This window comes from Chryseobacterium sp. W4I1 (assembly GCF_030816115.1).
GTDB lineage: Bacteria > Bacteroidota > Bacteroidia > Flavobacteriales > Weeksellaceae > Chryseobacterium.
The window spans coordinates 3515001-3534919 of sequence record NZ_JAUSXQ010000001.1; the positions used below are offsets into that span (position 1 = coordinate 3515001).

8 protein-coding genes, 4 tRNA genes and 5 rRNA genes (1 of these 17 only partly in view) are annotated in these 19919 nt (G+C 40.4%); all 17 read right to left on the reverse strand.

Annotated elements, in window-relative coordinates; genetic code table 11:
- Positions 1–1791, reverse strand: a 23S ribosomal RNA gene (locus tag QF044_RS16385); it reaches 969 nt to the left of the window's first position.
- Between the two features lie 204 nt (positions 1792–1995).
- Positions 1996–2069 (reverse strand) — tRNA-Ala (locus tag QF044_RS16390).
- Positions 2070–2155: 86 nt separating this feature from the next.
- Positions 2156–2229 (reverse strand) — tRNA-Ile (locus QF044_RS16395).
- Between the two features lie 224 nt (positions 2230–2453).
- A 16S ribosomal RNA gene (locus QF044_RS16400) occupies positions 2454–3971 on the reverse strand.
- Together the 16S and 23S rRNA genes with 2 tRNA genes alongside form the textbook arrangement of a ribosomal RNA operon.
- 2543 nt (positions 3972–6514) lie before the next feature.
- A 5S ribosomal RNA gene (rrf, locus tag QF044_RS16405) occupies positions 6515–6622 on the reverse strand.
- A gap of 147 nt (positions 6623–6769) precedes the next feature.
- Positions 6770–9530 (reverse strand): 23S ribosomal RNA (locus QF044_RS16410).
- A gap of 204 nt (positions 9531–9734) precedes the next feature.
- Positions 9735–9808 (reverse strand) — tRNA-Ala (locus tag QF044_RS16415).
- 86 nt (positions 9809–9894) lie between these two features.
- Positions 9895–9968, reverse strand: a tRNA-Ile gene (locus QF044_RS16420).
- 224 nt (positions 9969–10192) lie between these two features.
- A 16S ribosomal RNA gene (locus tag QF044_RS16425) occupies positions 10193–11710 on the reverse strand.
- A 566-nt stretch (positions 11711–12276) separates the two neighbouring features.
- A complete protein-coding gene (locus tag QF044_RS16430) occupies positions 12277–12960 on the reverse strand; it encodes a hypothetical protein (protein ID WP_307269511.1) in 684 nt (227 codons plus the stop codon).
- Position 12961: 1 nt separating this feature from the next.
- On the reverse strand, positions 12962–13825 hold the full coding sequence (rfbD, locus tag QF044_RS16435) for a dTDP-4-dehydrorhamnose reductase (RefSeq protein WP_307269513.1): 864 nt from the start codon (positions 13823–13825) through the stop codon (positions 12962–12964).
- 78 nt (positions 13826–13903) lie between these two features.
- On the reverse strand, positions 13904–14389 hold the full coding sequence (locus QF044_RS16440) for a thioesterase family protein (RefSeq protein WP_307269515.1): 486 nt from the start codon (positions 14387–14389) through the stop codon (positions 13904–13906).
- Between the two features lie 55 nt (positions 14390–14444).
- The gene (locus QF044_RS16445) at positions 14445–14957 is read right to left on the reverse strand and encodes an OmpH family outer membrane protein (protein WP_307269517.1); all 513 of its coding nucleotides are present in this window, start codon (positions 14955–14957) and stop codon (positions 14445–14447) included.
- Positions 14958–15023: 66 nt separating this feature from the next.
- On the reverse strand, positions 15024–15572 hold the full coding sequence (locus QF044_RS16450) for an OmpH family outer membrane protein (RefSeq protein WP_307269519.1): 549 nt from the start codon (positions 15570–15572) through the stop codon (positions 15024–15026).
- A 4-nt stretch (positions 15573–15576) separates the two neighbouring features.
- Complete coding sequence (gene bamA, locus QF044_RS16455; protein WP_307269521.1) at positions 15577–18111, reverse strand: outer membrane protein assembly factor BamA; 2535 nt, start codon at positions 18109–18111, stop codon at positions 15577–15579.
- A gap of 27 nt (positions 18112–18138) precedes the next feature.
- Positions 18139–18888 carry an isoprenyl transferase gene (locus QF044_RS16460; protein WP_307269523.1) on the reverse strand — a complete coding sequence of 250 codons (750 nt, stop codon included), beginning with the start codon at positions 18886–18888 and terminating at the stop codon, positions 18139–18141.
- 5 nt (positions 18889–18893) lie between these two features.
- The gene (locus QF044_RS16465; RefSeq protein WP_307269526.1) at positions 18894–19784 is read right to left on the reverse strand and encodes a DUF6089 family protein; all 891 of its coding nucleotides are present in this window, start codon (positions 19782–19784) and stop codon (positions 18894–18896) included.
- Positions 19785–19919: the final 135 nt, after the last annotated feature.

A 19919-nucleotide genomic window follows, 5' to 3' on the forward strand; every position in this document is an offset into this window, starting at 1 on the left:
GCCGTTTACTGGGGCTTCAGTCAAACGCTTCGCATTGCTGCTAACGCCCTTCCTTAACCTTCCAGCACCGGGCAGGTGTCAGACCCTATACTGCATCTTTCGATTTTGCAGAGTCCTGTGTTTTTGATAAACAGTCGCCTGGGCCTTTTTACTGCGGCCACCATTGCTGATGGCGTCTCTTCTCCCGAAGTTACGAGACTATTTTGCCTAGTTCCTTAACCATGATTCACTCTAGCACCTTAGGATTCTCTCCTCGACTACCTGTGTCGGTTTTGGTACGGGTTGCTTCACTTCGGCTTTTCTTGGAAGCACTTTCCCTACAACAACTTCGCCCGAAGGCTAGGTCTTGACTATTCCGTCAGTCTCCAGTAAGTACGGCACTCCGTCCCCTTTTTAGTGTGAGCAAGTATGGGAATATTAACCCATTGTCCATCCACTACCCCTTTCGGGTTCGCGTTAGGTCCCGACTAACCCTCAGCTGATTAGCATGGCTGAGGAAACCTTAGTCTTTCGGTGAGGGGGTTTCTCGCCCCCTTTATCGTTACTTATGCCTACATTTTCTTTTCTGTCCGCTCCACAATACCTCACGATACTGCTTCAGCGCAAACAGAATGCTCTCCTACCAGATATACCCCTAAGGTATAAATCCATAGCTTCGGTACTCTATTTATGCCCGATTATTATCCATGCCGGACCGCTCGACTAGTGAGCTGTTACGCACTCTTTAAATGAATGGCTGCTTCCAAGCCAACATCCTAGCTGTCAATGCAGTCCAACCGCGTTGCTTCAACTTAATAGAGATTTGGGGACCTTAGCTGTTGGTCTGGGTTCTTTCCCTCTCGGACATGGACCTTAGCACCCATGCCCTCACTGCCGCAGAACATTTATTAGCATTCGGAGTTTGTCAGGAATTGGTAGGTGGTGAAACCCCCGCATCCAATCAGTAGCTCTACCTCTAATAAACTTTATTGCGACGCTGCACCTAAATGCATTTCGGAGAGTACGAGCTATCTCCCAGTTTGATTGGCCTTTCACCCCTACCCACAGGTCATCCGAAGACTTTTCAACGTCAACCGGTTCGGTCCTCCACTCTGTGTTACCAGAGCTTCAACCTGCCCATGGGTAGATCACAAGGTTTCGCGTCTAATCCTACTAACTAACCGCCCTATTCAGACTCGCTTTCGCTCCGGCTCCGGACCTGAAGTCCTTAACCTCGCTAGTAAAATTAACTCGTAGGCTCATTATGCAAAAGGCACGCCGTCACCCAACTTGTGGGCTCCGACCGCTTGTAGGCGTACGGTTTCAGGTTCTATTTCACCCTTCTATTCGAAGTGCTTTTCACCTTTCCTTCACAGTACTTGTTCACTATCGGTCTTTCAGGAGTATTTAGCCTTGGAGGATGGTCCCCCCATATTCAGACAGGATTTCACGTGTCCCGCCCTACTCATTTATCATCTAAATATACCTTTCATATACGGGGCTATCACCCTCTATGGCTGTTCTTTCCAGAACATTCTATTAAATATATAAAGACTTTTGGGCTAATCCGCTTTCGCTCGCCGCTACTTACGGAATCTCTTCGATTTCTTTTCCTCCGGGTACTTAGATGTTTCAGTTCTCCGGGTTTGCTCTCCTTGCGGAGTGACATGTCTTCAACATGCCGGGTTGCCCCATTCGGACATCTGCGGATCAATTCGTGTGTGCCAATCCCCGCAGCTTTTCGCAGCTTACCGCGTCCTTCTTCGCCTCTGAAAGCCTAGGCATCCGCCATACGCCCTTAACGATTTCTTTCCTAATAATTATATTAGTTCAGTATTTTTTGATAAATTTTCATTTATCGATATTTTTATAAACTCGGCACTCGAAAGTGCTCGGTTATCTCTTTGTGATATCTTTACCGTTAATGTCAATGATCTTAATGTCTTCTTGTCAGTCTGATGAACAGATGTTGTTATTGGCTCCATCCGTAACTTTTAAATCAAACCTCCAAAACTGTGGAGAATAAGGGAGTCGAACCCTTGACCTCCTGCGTGCAAGGCAGGCGCTCTAGCCAGCTGAGCTAATTCCCCCTCTAGTTAGACTTGGAGACTAAAGAATAAAGAACAAAGACGTATCTTTTTTCTTTTCTCTTTCTTCTTCCCGTCTTTTTAATTAGTAGTCTCGGGCAGGCTCGAACTGCCGACCTCTACATTATCAGTGTAGCGCTCTAACCAGCTGAGCTACGAGACTTCATTAGACTTAAAGATAAAAGAACCAAGAACCAAGACTTTAAACGTCTTTATCTCTCTTCTTTTCTCTATCCTCTTGTCTCTCTCTCCCTCTGATACTAATTTCTAGTGGGTTTTGTATTTTTATAATATATAGCAACCAAATAAAAAACTAAAGCCTAAACTTTAAGCAGAATCAATGTACAGTTAAGTACTTAATTTTGTTTAACGTCAATAGACGCTCTAAAATGAGATGTTCCAGCCGCACCTTCCGGTACGGCTACCTTGTTACGACTTAGCCCTAGTTACCTGTTTTACCCTAGGCAGCTCCTGTTACGGTCACCGACTTCAGGTACCCCAGACTTCCATGGCTTGACGGGCGGTGTGTACAAGGCCCGGGAACGTATTCACCGCGCCATGGCTGATGCGCGATTACTAGCGATTCCAGCTTCATAGAGTCGAGTTGCAGACTCCAATCCGAACTGAGACCGGCTTTCGAGATTTGCATCACATCGCTGTGTAGCTGCCCTCTGTACCGGCCATTGTATTACGTGTGTGGCCCAAGGCGTAAGGGCCGTGATGATTTGACGTCATCCCCACCTTCCTCTCTACTTGCGTAGGCAGTCTCACTAGAGTCCCCAACTGAATGATGGCAACTAGTGACAGGGGTTGCGCTCGTTGCAGGACTTAACCTAACACCTCACGGCACGAGCTGACGACAACCATGCAGCACCTTGAAAAATGTCCGAAGAAAAGTCTATTTCTAAACCTGTCATTTCCCATTTAAGCCTTGGTAAGGTTCCTCGCGTATCATCGAATTAAACCACATAATCCACCGCTTGTGCGGGCCCCCGTCAATTCCTTTGAGTTTCATTCTTGCGAACGTACTCCCCAGGTGGCTAACTTATCACTTTCGCTTAGTCTCTGAAGCTTAAAGCCCCAAAAACGAGTTAGCATCGTTTACGGCGTGGACTACCAGGGTATCTAATCCTGTTCGCTCCCCACGCTTTCGTCCATCAGCGTCAGTTGTTGCTTAGTAACCTGCCTTCGCAATTGGTGTTCTAAGTAATATCTATGCATTTCACCGCTACACTACTTATTCCAGCTACTTCAACAACACTCAAGACTTGCAGTATCAATGGCAGTTTCACAGTTAAGCTGTGAGATTTCACCACTGACTTACAAATCAGCCTACGGACCCTTTAAACCCAATAAATCCGGATAACGCTTGCACCCTCCGTATTACCGCGGCTGCTGGCACGGAGTTAGCCGGTGCTTATTCGTATAGTACCTTCAGCTACTCTCACGAGAGTAGGTTTATCCCTATACAAAAGAAGTTTACAACCCATAGGGCCGTCGTCCTTCACGCGGGATGGCTGGATCAGGCTCTCACCCATTGTCCAATATTCCTCACTGCTGCCTCCCGTAGGAGTCTGGTCCGTGTCTCAGTACCAGTGTGGGGGATCACCCTCTCAGGCCCCCTAAGGATCGTTGACTTGGTAGGCCGTTACCCTACCAACTATCTAATCCTGCGCGTGCCCATCTCTATCCACCGGAGTTTTCAATATCAAGTGATGCCACTTAATATATTATGGGGTATTAATCTTCCTTTCGAAAGGCTATCCCCCTGATAAAGGTAGGTTGCACACGTGTTCCGCACCCGTGCGCCGCTCTCTAGATTCCGAAGAATCTATACCGCTCGGCTTGCATGTGTTAGGCCTCCCGCTAGCGTTCATCCTGAGCCAGGATCAAACTCTCCATTGTATGTTTTTCCTGACCCACTCAAAGTATTATTTTACGCTTTAGTTTTTTCTTACTTGGTTGTATATTGTATGTCAATGATCTTTTTTCTTTCCGCAAGTTATAAGGAAGCTTTTCTGTCGTTCTGTTCCTTATTTGCGGTTGCAAAAGTAAATATTTATTTCTAACCGACCAAATGTTTTCTGAGAAATTTTAAAGTTTTTTAAGTAACCTTAAATCCCATCCAAACCCTTAATCTTACCTGCTTCTGCGCTCCGTTTAACCGGACTGCAAAGATACAAAAAATTTTAACTCACACAACTCTTTTTTTAAAAAGTTTTGTTCATCTTTTAGCTCCCATATCTATAAGCTGGTTCTAAATCTTTATGCTTATCTAAAAGCTCTTCTGCGCTACCGAATACTCTCGTTTTTCAGTGGGGCAAAGATAGCAACTTAATACACCACAAAACAAACTTATTTAACATAAAATTCATACAGCATGAAGCTTGGGGATAAATATCATCGTAATAAGCTAATTGGCAATGGATTGTAAACATAACGAACTTATCCACAAGAAACGATTGGAATTTATATAAGGGAAGAATGTAGTGGAGTTTTGGTAAAATAGATGATACACAGTAAAAGATATTTTTATAAAGAAAGAAAATAGAGAACTAAGTAATAGTTGAAGCTAGAATATTTTTAAAATGAAAGCTTTGAGTTGTGTGGATATTATGGAAGCGAACTAAAGTTAGATTTTATTGATAGACGATTTTATTTAACGCAAAGTTTCTTTCTTTACAATGCATAGTTTTAAGGAAAGCAAAGGAGAGATCAATTTCATTGATCTTTATAAAGCAAGCGTACTTGGGATGCTTTTAAGTTTTGGCTAAAGCCTTTGATATGATATAAATTCATATATAAGTGGGCTAAAGCCCACCTCTATTGAATAAAATTACAAGTCATAATCCATCAAAAGATTCGTTATAATGAGTCCCAATTTTTTGATAATGATTTTAACTCTATATCCGGAACTATTAAAATATAGGCTCCATATTATAAAAATGTTCAGTTTAATAGGAGATACAATTTCCAAAGTAAATGATTTAGGTAATGTAAGTTTTTATAAAGTAAAATTCAAGAGTGATTTTTATGTAAATATTCTAGAAAAATATCTCTCGTAGATCTGGAGATTGAACAGATAATAAGTATAAGGACTGTATATAGCATGAGTATGAGCTGAGTTTTTATATTCCCATGATAGACTCTAGAGTTGGATCTTATGGATAGACGATTTTATTTAACGCAAAGTTTCTTTCTTTACAGTGCATAGTTTTAAGGAAAGCAAAGGAAGGATCAATTTCATTGATCTTTATAAAGCTGCGTACTTGGGATGCTTTTAAGTTTTGGCCAAAGCCTTTGATATAAATTTATATATAAAGTGGGCTAAAGCCCACCTCTATTGAATAAAACTAGGAGTCATAATCCATCAAAGGATTTATTATAATGAGGCCAAATTTTTGATAATGATTTTAACTCATATCCAGAACTATTAAAATATAGGCTCCATATTATAAAAATGTTCAGTTTAAATAGAGAATATAATTTCCAAAGTAAATGATTTAGGTAATATAAACTGATAAAGTAAAGTTCAGGAAGTGATTATCTTCAAAATAATATTGAAAAAACATCTATCGTAGATCTGGCGGATTAGACAGATTTTAAAATTACATCCATAATGATTTTGGTAGATCTAAGTTTTGGCTAAAGCCTTTGATGTAAATTTATATGCAAAGTGGGCTAAAGCCCACCTCTATTGAATAAAACTAAGAGCCATAGTTTATCAAAGGATTCGTCATAATGAGTCCCAATTTTGCTAATGATTTTAACTCATATCCGGAACTATTAAAATATAGGCTCCATATTACAAAAATGTTCATTTTAAAATGGAGGATACAATTTCCAAAGTAAATGATTTAGGTACTGTAAGCTTTTATAAGTAAAATTCAGGAGTGATTTTATGTAAAAATATACTAGAAAAATATCTCTCGCAGATTTGGGGATTAGACAGATTTTAAAATTACATCCATAATGATTTTGATAGATCTAAGTTTTGGCTAAAGCCTTTGATGTAACTTTATATGGAAGGTAAGCTAAAGTCTCTTCTATTGAATAATAGCTTTAGGTGTTTATAATAATTTATATTATGAATGAATGGTAAAGGATGATGAGTGGTAAAGTGAATGATAGAGATAAAACAGATTTGAAAACCAGCCAGAAATAAATTCTAAGAGCACAATAAAATGAATGAACAAAGATAATAGTTAAAATAATAAGAGGAATGATAAGTTAATTGGCGCCGCCCCTATTCCTATTCCTATTCCTATTCCTATTCCTATTCCTATTCCTATTCCTATTCCTATTCCTATTCCTATTCTCTTTTTCTTTTCGCCTTTGTATTTATGATACCTATATAATATCTATATGTTTTTGCTATAGGTTTTGCTTTTGGGCTTATGTACAAAACAAAAAAGTCTCATACAATATGTATGAGACTTTTAAATAAAAACTGGCGGCGGCCTACTCTCCCGCTTTCGCAGTACCATCGGCGCTGGTGGGCTTAACTTCTGTGTTCGGAATGGGAACAGGTGAGCCCCACCGCTATAACCACCCTAAATATGGTTTAATGTAACAATGTAGTGAATATAACAGTGTAACAATTGACATTGGTACATTGATAAACTTTTACATTGGTAAATTATTTTTATCGATAAAAACATTCACAAAGAGCTAACCTTTCTGCACTTCCAAGTACCTTATTAGGCTATAAATCTACGGGTAATTAGTACTACTCGGCTATGACATTACTGCCTTTACACCTATAGCCTATCAACGTGGTCATCTCCCACGACCCTTAAAAGATGTCTCATCTTGAGGCGAGTTTCGCACTTATATGCTTTCAGTGCTTATCTCTTCCAAACGTAGCTACTCAGCGGTGCTCCTGGCGGAACAACTGATACACCAAGAGGTTTGTTCAATTCGGTCCTCTCGTACTAGAATCAAGCCCTCTCAAACATCTAACGCCCGCAATAGATAGAGACCGAACTGTCTCACGACGTTCTGAACCCAGCTCGCGTGCCACTTTAATGGGCGAACAGCCCAACCCTTGGGACCTTCTCCAGCCCCAGGATGTGACGAGCCGACATCGAGGTGCCGAACCTCCCCGTCGATGTGAGCTCTTGGGGGAGACTAGCCTGTTATCCCCGGAGTACCTTTTATCCTATGAGCGATGGCCCTTCCATACGGAACCACCGGATCACTATGTCCTGCTTTCGCACCTGATCGACTTGTAGGTCTCACAGTCAAGCACCCTTATGCCATTACACTCTACGCACGGTTACCAAGCGTGCTGAGGGTACCTTTGAAAGCCTCCGTTACTCTTTTGGAGGCGACCACCCCAGTCAAACTACCCACCACGCAATGTCCTTCTAAAAGAAGTTAGGCTCCAAGTAAGTAAAGGGTGGTATTTCAACAGTGGCTCCACAAACACTAGCGTGCCTGCTTCAAAGCCTCCCACCTATCCTACACATTACTTACTCAAAGTCAATACGAAGTTATAGTAAAGGTTCACAGGGTCTTTTCGTCCCATTGCGGGTACTCGGCATCTTCACCGAGACTACAATTTCACAGAGCTCATGGTTGAGACAGTGCCCAGATCGTTACACCATTCGTGCAGGTCGGAACTTACCCGACAAGGAATTTCGCTACCTTAGGACCGTTATAGTTACGGCCGCCGTTTACTGGGGCTTCAGTCAAACGCTTCGCATTGCTGCTAACGCCCTTCCTTAACCTTCCAGCACCGGGCAGGTGTCAGACCCTATACTGCATCTTTCGATTTTGCAGAGTCCTGTGTTTTTGATAAACAGTCGCCTGGGCCTTTTTACTGCGGCCACCATTGCTGATGGCGTCTCTTCTCCCGAAGTTACGAGACTATTTTGCCTAGTTCCTTAACCATGATTCACTCTAGCACCTTAGGATTCTCTCCTCGACTACCTGTGTCGGTTTTGGTACGGGTTGCTTCACTTCGGCTTTTCTTGGAAGCACTTTCCCTACAACAACTTCGCCCGAAGGCTAGGTCTTGACTATTCCGTCAGTCTCCAGTAAGTACGGCACTCCGTCCCCTTTTTAGTGTGAGCAAGTATGGGAATATTAACCCATTGTCCATCCACTACCCCTTTCGGGTTCGCGTTAGGTCCCGACTAACCCTCAGCTGATTAGCATGGCTGAGGAAACCTTAGTCTTTCGGTGAGGGGGTTTCTCGCCCCCTTTATCGTTACTTATGCCTACATTTTCTTTTCTGTCCGCTCCACAATACCTCACGATACTGCTTCAGCGCAAACAGAATGCTCTCCTACCAGATATACCCCTAAGGTATAAATCCATAGCTTCGGTACTCTATTTATGCCCGATTATTATCCATGCCGGACCGCTCGACTAGTGAGCTGTTACGCACTCTTTAAATGAATGGCTGCTTCCAAGCCAACATCCTAGCTGTCAATGCAGTCCAACCGCGTTGCTTCAACTTAATAGAGATTTGGGGACCTTAGCTGTTGGTCTGGGTTCTTTCCCTCTCGGACATGGACCTTAGCACCCATGCCCTCACTGCCGCAGAACATTTATTAGCATTCGGAGTTTGTCAGGAATTGGTAGGTGGTGAAACCCCCGCATCCAATCAGTAGCTCTACCTCTAATAAACTTTATTGCGACGCTGCACCTAAATGCATTTCGGAGAGTACGAGCTATCTCCCAGTTTGATTGGCCTTTCACCCCTACCCACAGGTCATCCGAAGACTTTTCAACGTCAACCGGTTCGGTCCTCCACTCTGTGTTACCAGAGCTTCAACCTGCCCATGGGTAGATCACAAGGTTTCGCGTCTAATCCTACTAACTAACCGCCCTATTCAGACTCGCTTTCGCTCCGGCTCCGGACCTGAAGTCCTTAACCTCGCTAGTAAAATTAACTCGTAGGCTCATTATGCAAAAGGCACGCCGTCACCCAACTTGTGGGCTCCGACCGCTTGTAGGCGTACGGTTTCAGGTTCTATTTCACCCTTCTATTCGAAGTGCTTTTCACCTTTCCTTCACAGTACTTGTTCACTATCGGTCTTTCAGGAGTATTTAGCCTTGGAGGATGGTCCCCCCATATTCAGACAGGATTTCACGTGTCCCGCCCTACTCATTTATCATCTAAATATACCTTTCATATACGGGGCTATCACCCTCTATGGCTGTTCTTTCCAGAACATTCTATTAAATATATAAAGACTTTTGGGCTAATCCGCTTTCGCTCGCCGCTACTTACGGAATCTCTTCGATTTCTTTTCCTCCGGGTACTTAGATGTTTCAGTTCTCCGGGTTTGCTCTCCTTGCGGAGTGACATGTCTTCAACATGCCGGGTTGCCCCATTCGGACATCTGCGGATCAATTCGTGTGTGCCAATCCCCGCAGCTTTTCGCAGCTTACCGCGTCCTTCTTCGCCTCTGAAAGCCTAGGCATCCGCCATACGCCCTTAACGATTTCTTTCCTAATAATTATATTAGTTCAGTATTTTTTGATAAATTTTCATTTATCGATATTTTTATAAACTCGGCACTCGAAAGTGCTCGGTTATCTCTTTGTGATATCTTTACCGTTAATGTCAATGATCTTAATGTCTTCTTGTCAGTCTGATGAACAGATGTTGTTATTGGCTCCATCCGTAACTTTTAAATCAAACCTCCAAAACTGTGGAGAATAAGGGAGTCGAACCCTTGACCTCCTGCGTGCAAGGCAGGCGCTCTAGCCAGCTGAGCTAATTCCCCCTCTAGTTAGACTTGGAGACTAAAGAATAAAGAACAAAGACGTATCTTTTTTCTTTTCTCTTTCTTCTTCCCGTCTTTTTAATTAGTAGTCTCGGGCAGGCTCGAACTGCCGACCTCTACATTATCAGTGTAGCGCTCTAACCAGCTGAGCTACGAGACTTCATTAGACTTAAAGATAAAAGAACCAAGAACCAAGACTTTAAACGTCTTTATCTCTCTTCTTTTCTCTATCCTCTTGTCTCTCTCTCCCTCTGATACTAATTTCTAGTGGGTTTTGTATTTTTATAATATATAGCAACCAAATAAAAAACTAAAGCCTAAACTTTAAGCAGAATCAATGTACAGTTAAGTACTTAATTTTGTTTAACGTCAATAGACGCTCTAAAATGAGATGTTCCAGCCGCACCTTCCGGTACGGCTACCTTGTTACGACTTAGCCCTAGTTACCTGTTTTACCCTAGGCAGCTCCTGTTACGGTCACCGACTTCAGGTACCCCAGACTTCCATGGCTTGACGGGCGGTGTGTACAAGGCCCGGGAACGTATTCACCGCGCCATGGCTGATGCGCGATTACTAGCGATTCCAGCTTCATAGAGTCGAGTTGCAGACTCCAATCCGAACTGAGACCGGCTTTCGAGATTTGCATCACATCGCTGTGTAGCTGCCCTCTGTACCGGCCATTGTATTACGTGTGTGGCCCAAGGCGTAAGGGCCGTGATGATTTGACGTCATCCCCACCTTCCTCTCTACTTGCGTAGGCAGTCTCACTAGAGTCCCCAACTGAATGATGGCAACTAGTGACAGGGGTTGCGCTCGTTGCAGGACTTAACCTAACACCTCACGGCACGAGCTGACGACAACCATGCAGCACCTTGAAAAATGTCCGAAGAAAAGTCTATTTCTAAACCTGTCATTTCCCATTTAAGCCTTGGTAAGGTTCCTCGCGTATCATCGAATTAAACCACATAATCCACCGCTTGTGCGGGCCCCCGTCAATTCCTTTGAGTTTCATTCTTGCGAACGTACTCCCCAGGTGGCTAACTTATCACTTTCGCTTAGTCTCTGAAGCTTAAAGCCCCAAAAACGAGTTAGCATCGTTTACGGCGTGGACTACCAGGGTATCTAATCCTGTTCGCTCCCCACGCTTTCGTCCATCAGCGTCAGTTGTTGCTTAGTAACCTGCCTTCGCAATTGGTGTTCTAAGTAATATCTATGCATTTCACCGCTACACTACTTATTCCAGCTACTTCAACAACACTCAAGACTTGCAGTATCAATGGCAGTTTCACAGTTAAGCTGTGAGATTTCACCACTGACTTACAAATCAGCCTACGGACCCTTTAAACCCAATAAATCCGGATAACGCTTGCACCCTCCGTATTACCGCGGCTGCTGGCACGGAGTTAGCCGGTGCTTATTCGTATAGTACCTTCAGCTACTCTCACGAGAGTAGGTTTATCCCTATACAAAAGAAGTTTACAACCCATAGGGCCGTCGTCCTTCACGCGGGATGGCTGGATCAGGCTCTCACCCATTGTCCAATATTCCTCACTGCTGCCTCCCGTAGGAGTCTGGTCCGTGTCTCAGTACCAGTGTGGGGGATCACCCTCTCAGGCCCCCTAAGGATCGTTGACTTGGTAGGCCGTTACCCTACCAACTATCTAATCCTGCGCGTGCCCATCTCTATCCACCGGAGTTTTCAATATCAAGTGATGCCACTTAATATATTATGGGGTATTAATCTTCCTTTCGAAAGGCTATCCCCCTGATAAAGGTAGGTTGCACACGTGTTCCGCACCCGTGCGCCGCTCTCTAGATTCCGAAGAATCTATACCGCTCGGCTTGCATGTGTTAGGCCTCCCGCTAGCGTTCATCCTGAGCCAGGATCAAACTCTCCATTGTATGTTTTTCCTGACCCACTCAAAGTATTATTTTACGCTTTAGTTTTTTCTTACTTGGTTGTATATTGTATGTCAATGATCTTTTTTCTTTCCGCAAGTTATAAGGAAGCTTTTCTGTCGTTCTGTTCCTTATTTGCGGTTGCAAAAGTAAATATTTATTTCTAACCGACCAAATGTTTTCTGAGAAATTTTAAAGTTTTTTAAGTAACCTTAAATCCCATCCAAACCCTTAATCTTACCTGCTTCTGCGCTCCGTTTAACCGGACTGCAAAGATACAAAAAATTTTAACTCACACAACTCTTTTTTTAAAAAGTTTTGTTCATCTTTTAGCTCCCATATCTATAAGCTGGTTCTAAATCTTTATGCTTATCTAAAAGCTCTTCTGCGCTACCGAATACTCTCGTTTTTCAGTGGGGCAAAGATAACAACTTAATACACCACAAAACAAACTTATTTAACATAAAATTCATATGCTAGTAAAATTATATCTTAAACTACTGATAAGCAGATAGAAAAATTTAAACAAAAGTTTAAATTTTAAATACAGATTTAACTCAAATGAGACTTTACTGTTTAGTGTGGGTATATATAAGGCTTAAAAACTCTGCATATGATTTTTCCAATCCAATTATATCTCCTGATTTAAGATTTAAACCGCCTGTTCCGGAGGTATCTGATTTAACTTTTAGGGAAGAAATCTGGAAGTAAAGGTTTTCGTCATTGTTTTTAGGCTGAACTTTAATAGTAGAACCTAACAACTTCTTTGTTGATATGGTATACACTTCTCCCGGAACGATATCAAGTGTAAGATACGATCGTGGTTCCAATATATAGTCTTTTTTATTTATATTAATCTTTTGATCTTTATCTGAAGAAGCAAAAACGTACAACATTCCTTTCTGTCCAGCGAAACTTTCTTTTGGAGTATAATATAGAGCGATCTTATAATTTGACGGATTGAGAGGTTGTGGCGTTCCATCTATATTTTCGAAGGGCTTAAATGCAAATGTATTGGCACCTATTTCTTTTGCCTTTTTATATATTAAAGAAAAAATGACTGCATCATCTTTTGTGAAACCCTGAACCTCAATTTCACCCAAATATTCAGCATTGGTTATGGTTTCAGCTTTTTTATACAGAAATTTATCTGTATTGTCGTTGGTTTTCTCAATTTTTGAAAGGTATACGTTCTGTGCATTGCAAAGCTGGACACAAAGTATGGAAACGGCAAGAATGAGGTTCTTCATCATATTATTGTTGTGTAAGTATTTTGACAGAATCTTCCAGGCTATTCTCCCAATGCTTAGGCTCAATTTTATAAATTTCTTCTATTTTATCCAGAGACATCGTACTCCTGGCAGGTCTTTTTGCAGGGGTAGGATATTGTTCTGTTGTTAAGGGATTCAATTGTATTGAAGCATTTGAAAACTCAGCGATTTTTTTTGCGAACTCAAACCATGTTGTTTCGGGATAGTTTGAGAAATGGAAGATGCCAAAAGTTTTGTTGGGAGTTTCTATAATATGCATAATTGCTTCTGCGAGATCATTGGCGTTAGTTGGCTGTCCAAACTGGTCGGCTACAATTCCGAGCTCATCTTTTTGGGAGAAGAGGCTAAGCATTGTTTTGACAAAGTTTTTATTAAATTCCGAATAGAGCCAAGAGGTTCTTAAAATGATGGTTCTAGGATTGAGTTCAAGGGCAAGCTCTTCACCTTTTCTTTTAGACTTACCATATACTCCTGTAGGGTTAGTAAAATCGTCTTCTGAATAGGAAAGATTGGTATCACCATCAAATACATAATCGGTAGAAACGTGGATCAGAATGGTTTTTTGGTCTGCACAAGCCTGGGCAAGATAACCTACTCCGTCAGCATTTACGGAAAATGCTTTATCACTTTCTTTTTCGGCAAGATCAACGGCTGTATATGCGGAAGCATTGATGCAATAATCAGGTTTGTGATCATATAGAAAATCATTGACCTGATCTTCATTTGTTATATCCAATGTTTGAGAATCCGTGAATATAAATTCATACGTATTTTCAAAGTCAGGAGCAATTTTCCTGATACAGCTCCCCAACTGTCCATTGCCCCCTATTACTGCTATTTTTTTCATCTATAGTTTATTATTTTATTATGTAATGTTGTTTCAAAGGATAGAATTGATTATATCCCATCATTCACTCTTAGTTAATTATGAATTTTTGGCGTTCTGAGATCTTAAAAATTTTACTCTTGACTGGAAGTCTTGCTGCTCAAGGGATACAAAGAATTTATGGAAGGTTTCTTTTATGTCTTCAGGATGAACTTCAGATTTCCTTGTTTTGAGATTGAAATAGATCACTGTAACCCATAAGACCGCATGAACAGTTTTTTCGTCCAGGCTTTTCATGAGTATTTCTACTTTAGCAGTTCTATCCTGTATTTCGATGGTTTTGCTGCTGATCACGACCTGGGTATTGTATCTTACTTCTCTCAGATAGGCGATTTCATTTTGAATAGCAATCCATGTACACCCTGTTTTTTTGGTATATTCTTCATAGGTGAAGCCATAAAATGTTTCTACATGATCTTCTCTTGCGTTGAACATATAATCCAGATATTTCACATTATTTAAATGTCCTATCGGATCACAATCGCTGAACCTTACTTTAACGGTCGTTGATACTTCTTTTTCCATAGCGCAAAAATAAAAAAACCGCCTCTAAAAGAGACGGTTAATTTATAAAACTTTGTTAATTTATTAGTTGATCCCTAATTCTTTTCTTAACAGCCGGTGTAGCATCAGCTCCTCCTTTGTATACAAAAGCAGAAGAGTTTGCATCCATGATGAATTCATATCCGCTAGCTTTAGCCACTTTCTCCATAGCATCATTCAACTTTTTCTCAATAGGTCCGAAAGCTACGTCCTGCTTAGCCTGAAGATCTTTCTGAGCTTTCTCTTGCATCTGAGCGATTTCTTCCTGGATTTTTTGAAGTTCTGTTTCTCTAGCCTTGTTCTCATCGGCAGTTTTCTTAGGAGCTTCCTCACTGTATTGCTTTAGTTTAGCCTGTCCAGCATCTGCTTTTTTCTTGATCTCAGCTTGTTTTGCATCTAAGAAAGTTTTTATTTCAGCATCTGCTTTTTTCTTTTCCGGCATTGCATTAAGAACCCCCATTACATCGACAGTAGCGATTTTTTGAGCTTTTGCCATACCTACTGATACAAACATTATTACCGCGGCAAATAATACACTTAATTTTTTCATAATTGGTAAAATAAATAATTTAATTTGTTTTTAGATTGTAAATTTAAGTAAAAGTTAATTTAAATATTACTTTTTGCTTTTACTTGTTTTTTCTTTTTTATCCGTTCCTTTCAATAAAATGGTTAAAACTTTTTCAGTATAATCATATCTTGGAAGAACAAAAAGAACATTGTTATCTTTTTTATCAAGAACTGTGCCCAAGCCATTCTTCTCAGCCATCGTCTTCATAGCTCCCCAAATCTGATCCTGGAAAGGGACAACAAGGTTGGTTCGTAGTTTTGTAATCTCGCCATTGGCTCCAAAACGCAAGCTGGTCGTTGTCTTAATATTTTTTTCGAGATCCATCACTTCTTTTTCTCTAAGTTTCAGCTGGTCTCCTATCAATAATACTTTTTCACTTTCAAATGCAGATTTTTTTCTTTCGTACTCGGACTGCAGGTTTTGAAGTTCTGACTGCCAGGTATCGATCTGTGAATTTAATCTTGCTTCAGCTTCTTTGTATTGGGGTAACTTATCTAAGATATAGTCCATATCCACTACTCCAATTTTCTGGGCGTTTGAAAACCCGAAAAGCAGAAATAATACAAATGTGAAAGTGATTTTAAAGTTTTTCATATTATTATAATGATTGGTTCATCAAGAAGTGAGTTTTCGTTCCGGCTTTATCTCCTGAAAGAGTTTTATCAAATCCATAAGCGAAGTCAAATCCGATCAAACCAAAGGCTCCCATATATACTCTAACCCCAATACCTACTGATCTTTTCAGCTGGAAAGGATTATATGTACTCCACGAGTTCCATACGTTACCACCTTCTGCAAAGGTAAGTGCATAGATCTTAGCGGTTTGGTTCATTGAGATCGGGTATCTTAATTCTAATGTAAATCTGTTATAGATGGTACCTCCACCTCTTTGGGTGATGTCTTCCGCTTCTCCTCCATAAGTAGAAGCATTTTCATACCCTCTTAAAGGAATCAATTCACGTCCGTCATATCTACCACCAAATAAACCTGTACCCCCAACATAGAATCTTTCAAATGGCGGAGCACCCAGTTTTTTGTTATATCCATCCATGAATCCCATTTCAGCAGACGATCTCAGTACCAGTTTTCCGGCAACCTCATTGTATACATCTGCCTTGAATTTGATCTTATAGAATTCCATCCACTTATATTTGTCAACCGGTGACATGGTAGAATAATCTTTGTTACTAAATAATGAGTAAGGCAAAGTCATTTTTGCAGAAACTTCAATATTTGAACCTGTAGTTGGGAAAATAGGGTCAATACCTGCTGAGTTTCTGCTTAAACCTAAGTTAAGACTTAAGTTATTGGCATCCCCATAGTATTCTGTAGTATCACCAAACTGGAATGGATAGTTATTGAAGGTATATTTCTGAAACTGAAGTCCTGTATATAATGAGAAGTAGTCATCCGGCCAGTTTAATAGTCTGTTCAGACCGACTGATGCGGAGAAGATATTAAGCTTCTGATCTAGGCCATTGCTGTCGTTATATTTTACTCTAGATGTATTTAAGCTGACAGAAAGTGCAGTAGGTTTTGTTCCGAATAACCATGGCTCAGTAAATGAAATCCCATAGTTCTGGAAATACTGTCCTGCCTGTGCCTGGATAGATAAGGTCTGCCCATCCCCTTGAGGGACCGGCTTAAAGTCTTTAAATTTAAGGAAGTTTTTCAACGAGAAGTTGTTAAATGTAAGTCCCAGGGTCCCAATAAAGCTGTTACCACCGTAACCTGCCTGTAACTGAACCTGAGAAGATCCTTTTTCAACCAACTTCCAGTTAATATCTACAGTATTATCCTGCTGATTGGGCTGAATATCCTGACCCACCTGCTGAGGGTCAAAGAAAGACATCCCGGCAAGATCGAAATACGTTCTTTTGATTTCTGTTTTCTTGAAAAGCTCGCCCGGTTTTGTTCTTAGTGCTCTAAGTACCACATGGTCATGGGTAGTTGTATTCCCCTGCCAGGTAACTTTATTCCAGGTAGCCTGTTCTCCTTCATTGATTCTGATTTCCAGATTTACCTTGTCTCCTGATACGGATTTCTCTACTGGTGTTACATTAGAGAAAAGGTAACCGTTATTCATATATACAGATTTAATATCTGAATCGTCTTCTTTACCTCCGTCTTCACCAACTTTTTTGTTGAAACCTACGGCATCGTAAATATCTCCTTTTTTATATCCCAATAATCTTTGTAAATATTCTGTAGGGTAAACGGTATTTCCGGTGAATGAAATATCCCCGATATAATACTTTTTACCTTCATTAAGCTTTACATTGATCTCAAAATTATTTCTTTTGTTTCTCCATACAGAATCTGAAACGATCTTAGCGTCTCTGTATCCCAAAGAGTTATAATAACTTACCAGGCTCTGCTTGTCTTCCTGATATTTTTCTTCAATGAATTTTGAAGATTTAAGAATTCCTCCGATACTAAATCTTCTTTGTTTTGTTTCCTTGAAAGCTTTTTTTCTAAGCTGAGCATCGGTAACGCTTGGATTTCCTTCAAATTCGATATGGTCAATTTTGATTCTTTTTCCTTTATCCAAATTAATAGTCCAATCTACCATAGAAGGGTCATTGGCATTAACTTTATCCTCGATGGTAATTTTAGCATCAGCAAAACCTTTCTTCACATAATCCTTAGGAACTTTCGTTTTAAGGCTGGAGATCAGGTTCTGGGTAATTTTTGTTCCAGGTTTTAGATTATTGTCTTTGATCAGCTTTTCGTTTTTAGATTTACCGATCCCTTTACCTTTGAATTTTACTTCTCCAAGTTCTTTAAGGTCTTCCAGGTAAAATCTTAAAATTACGGTCTGCCCTTCAATGCTCTGAACATACACTTCAACTTCTGAAAAAGACTGGGTATCCCACAGCTTTTTAACAGCGTTGCTGATTTTCTGTCCCGGAATATCCACAGATTCGCCTTTGCTTAAGCCGGTAAACCGTAAGATCTGCGCCGGCGTATATTTTTTTACCCCATCTACAACAATGTCTTTAAGAGTGTAAGTTCCTGCTTCATTTTCTGCGTGTACAGCATTAGTAACTTTAGTGCTGTCCTGAGGAGTTACTTGTCCATAAAAATGCGCCGAAGCAGCAAACATTATGATGGGTAATAGTCTAAACTTCATTTTATCGAGTCTTTCTTTTCTTTAAATTTATTGGGCTTTTATCTGATCACCGGTTAATCCGTATCTTCTTTCTTTGTTTTGATAATCTACAATACACTGGAAGAAGATATCTTTTGTAAAATCCGGCCATAGGATATTTAAAAACTGGAGCTCCGCATAAGCGATCTGCCAAAGCAGAAAGTTGCTTATTCTGATTTCTCCACTGGTTCTGATCAACAGGTCTACAGGAGGGAAGTCTTTGGTATAGAGGTAACTTTCGAAGAGTTTTTCATCAATATTCTCAACATCTACCTTTCCTTCTTTTACGTCAGAACTGATGTTTTTTACTGCATCCAATATTTCGTTCTGCGAACCGTAGCTTATCGCCAATACTAAATTTCCTTTTGTGTTTTCTTTTGTAAGTTCCACCACACGTTCAAGCTGTTCTTTCACTAAGGCAGGCAGCTTTTCCAAGTTTCCTATTACATGCATTCTGAGTCCTTTGCTAAAGATCTCTTCAGCCTCTAATAACAGGGTTTCTACCAGTAGATTCATCAGTGTACTTACTTCATCTGCAGGACGGCTCCAGTTTTCAGAAGAAAAAGTATACAGAGTCAAATAAGGTATATCAATCTCATTACAGGCATTAATGGCATTTCTTACTGCATTAATGGCATTCTTGTGTCCGAAGGTTCTGTCTTCGCCACGAGTTTTTGCCCATCTTCCATTGCCATCCATAATGATGGCGACGTGTTTCGGTAAATTCTCAGAATTTATTTTATCTTTAATCAACGACATATTAATTAATCACAATAGCATGGAGGTCTTCCGAATGAATAGGTCAGCCCTAAGCTGAAGGTATTCATCCAGTCCTTTGACCTTTCATCCCCAATATTTCTTTTGTTAATGAGCTCTTGCTCTCTTTCTTTAGAGACTGCATAATAATTCCCTGACTGCAGCAGTGAACTGCCTGTAGAGGGATCCAAAATATCTCCATTAAAACTTGATGTTACATCTTCAGAAAGTATCCTACTGTGATCAAGCTGATCGGTAAGTGTATATCTGAATGTAGCTTCCGCAAATACAGCCCAGTTATGGTTAAATTTATATTTTAAACCTACTCCAAAAGGAATATGCATAGTTACTTTTTTTCCTAATGAATATTGGGGTGTAGTTGTAAAATCCAATTCATTAAGAGGAGCCTGCGCCACTCCGTCTGCATCTCTTCTGAAATCATTCACAAGATCGGCTTTAGGCGCATCAAACATCAAAGCACCAATACCTCCGAAGATGTATGGGCTTACCATGCTTACCTGCTCATTATTTACAGGAAAGAAATTGTATTCAAACATTAAACTGGCTTCGTATACATTATTTTTTCCGTACGAATTTCTATTCGCTCTGTATTCTTCTTTCGCTACTTTATCGCTGAACTGGATCTGGTTGTATCCCAGGTCTAATCTTACGGTCTGGTGCGGATTAAAATTAAATCTATATAATAAACCTCCATAGAACGGGAATCCCCATTCTGACATCCTATCTAAATCCAACGGCTTTTGTAAAATATAATTGGTCCTTCCTACGTCCCCAACTAGGTTACTCATCCCTAGACGAACTCCCAATTCGTTTCTTTGTGCTTTAACACTTACCATTCCAAGGAGAGCAAGAAAGCTAAACAATAATTTTTTATTCATAAAAGAATATGGATTTATGGTTATTTTAAAATTTAATTTTTGCAAATATAAAACATTTTTATATTAATGATATTCTTAATGTATAGTTAAAAATAAACAAAAAAACATAATTTGTTATAAAGTAAACGGCAAAGT

Excerpts from the sequence above, each read along its gene's own strand:
- QF044_RS16430 (WP_307269511.1), bottom strand. The coding sequence starts at position 12,960 with ATGATGAAGAACCTCATTCTTGCCGTTTCCATACTTTGTGTCCAGCTT.
- rfbD (WP_307269513.1), bottom strand. The coding sequence starts at position 13,825 with ATGAAAAAAATAGCAGTAATAGGGGGCAATGGACAGTTGGGGAGCTGT.
- QF044_RS16440 (WP_307269515.1), bottom strand. The coding sequence starts at position 14,389 with ATGGAAAAAGAAGTATCAACGACCGTTAAAGTAAGGTTCAGCGATTGT.
- QF044_RS16445 (WP_307269517.1), bottom strand. The coding sequence starts at position 14,957 with ATGAAAAAATTAAGTGTATTATTTGCCGCGGTAATAATGTTTGTATCA.
- QF044_RS16450 (WP_307269519.1), bottom strand. The coding sequence starts at position 15,572 with ATGAAAAACTTTAAAATCACTTTCACATTTGTATTATTTCTGCTTTTC.
- bamA (WP_307269521.1), bottom strand. The coding sequence starts at position 18,111 with ATGAAGTTTAGACTATTACCCATCATAATGTTTGCTGCTTCGGCGCAT.
- QF044_RS16460 (WP_307269523.1), bottom strand. The coding sequence starts at position 18,888 with ATGTCGTTGATTAAAGATAAAATAAATTCTGAGAATTTACCGAAACAC.
- QF044_RS16465 (WP_307269526.1), bottom strand. The coding sequence starts at position 19,784 with ATGAATAAAAAATTATTGTTTAGCTTTCTTGCTCTCCTTGGAATGGTA.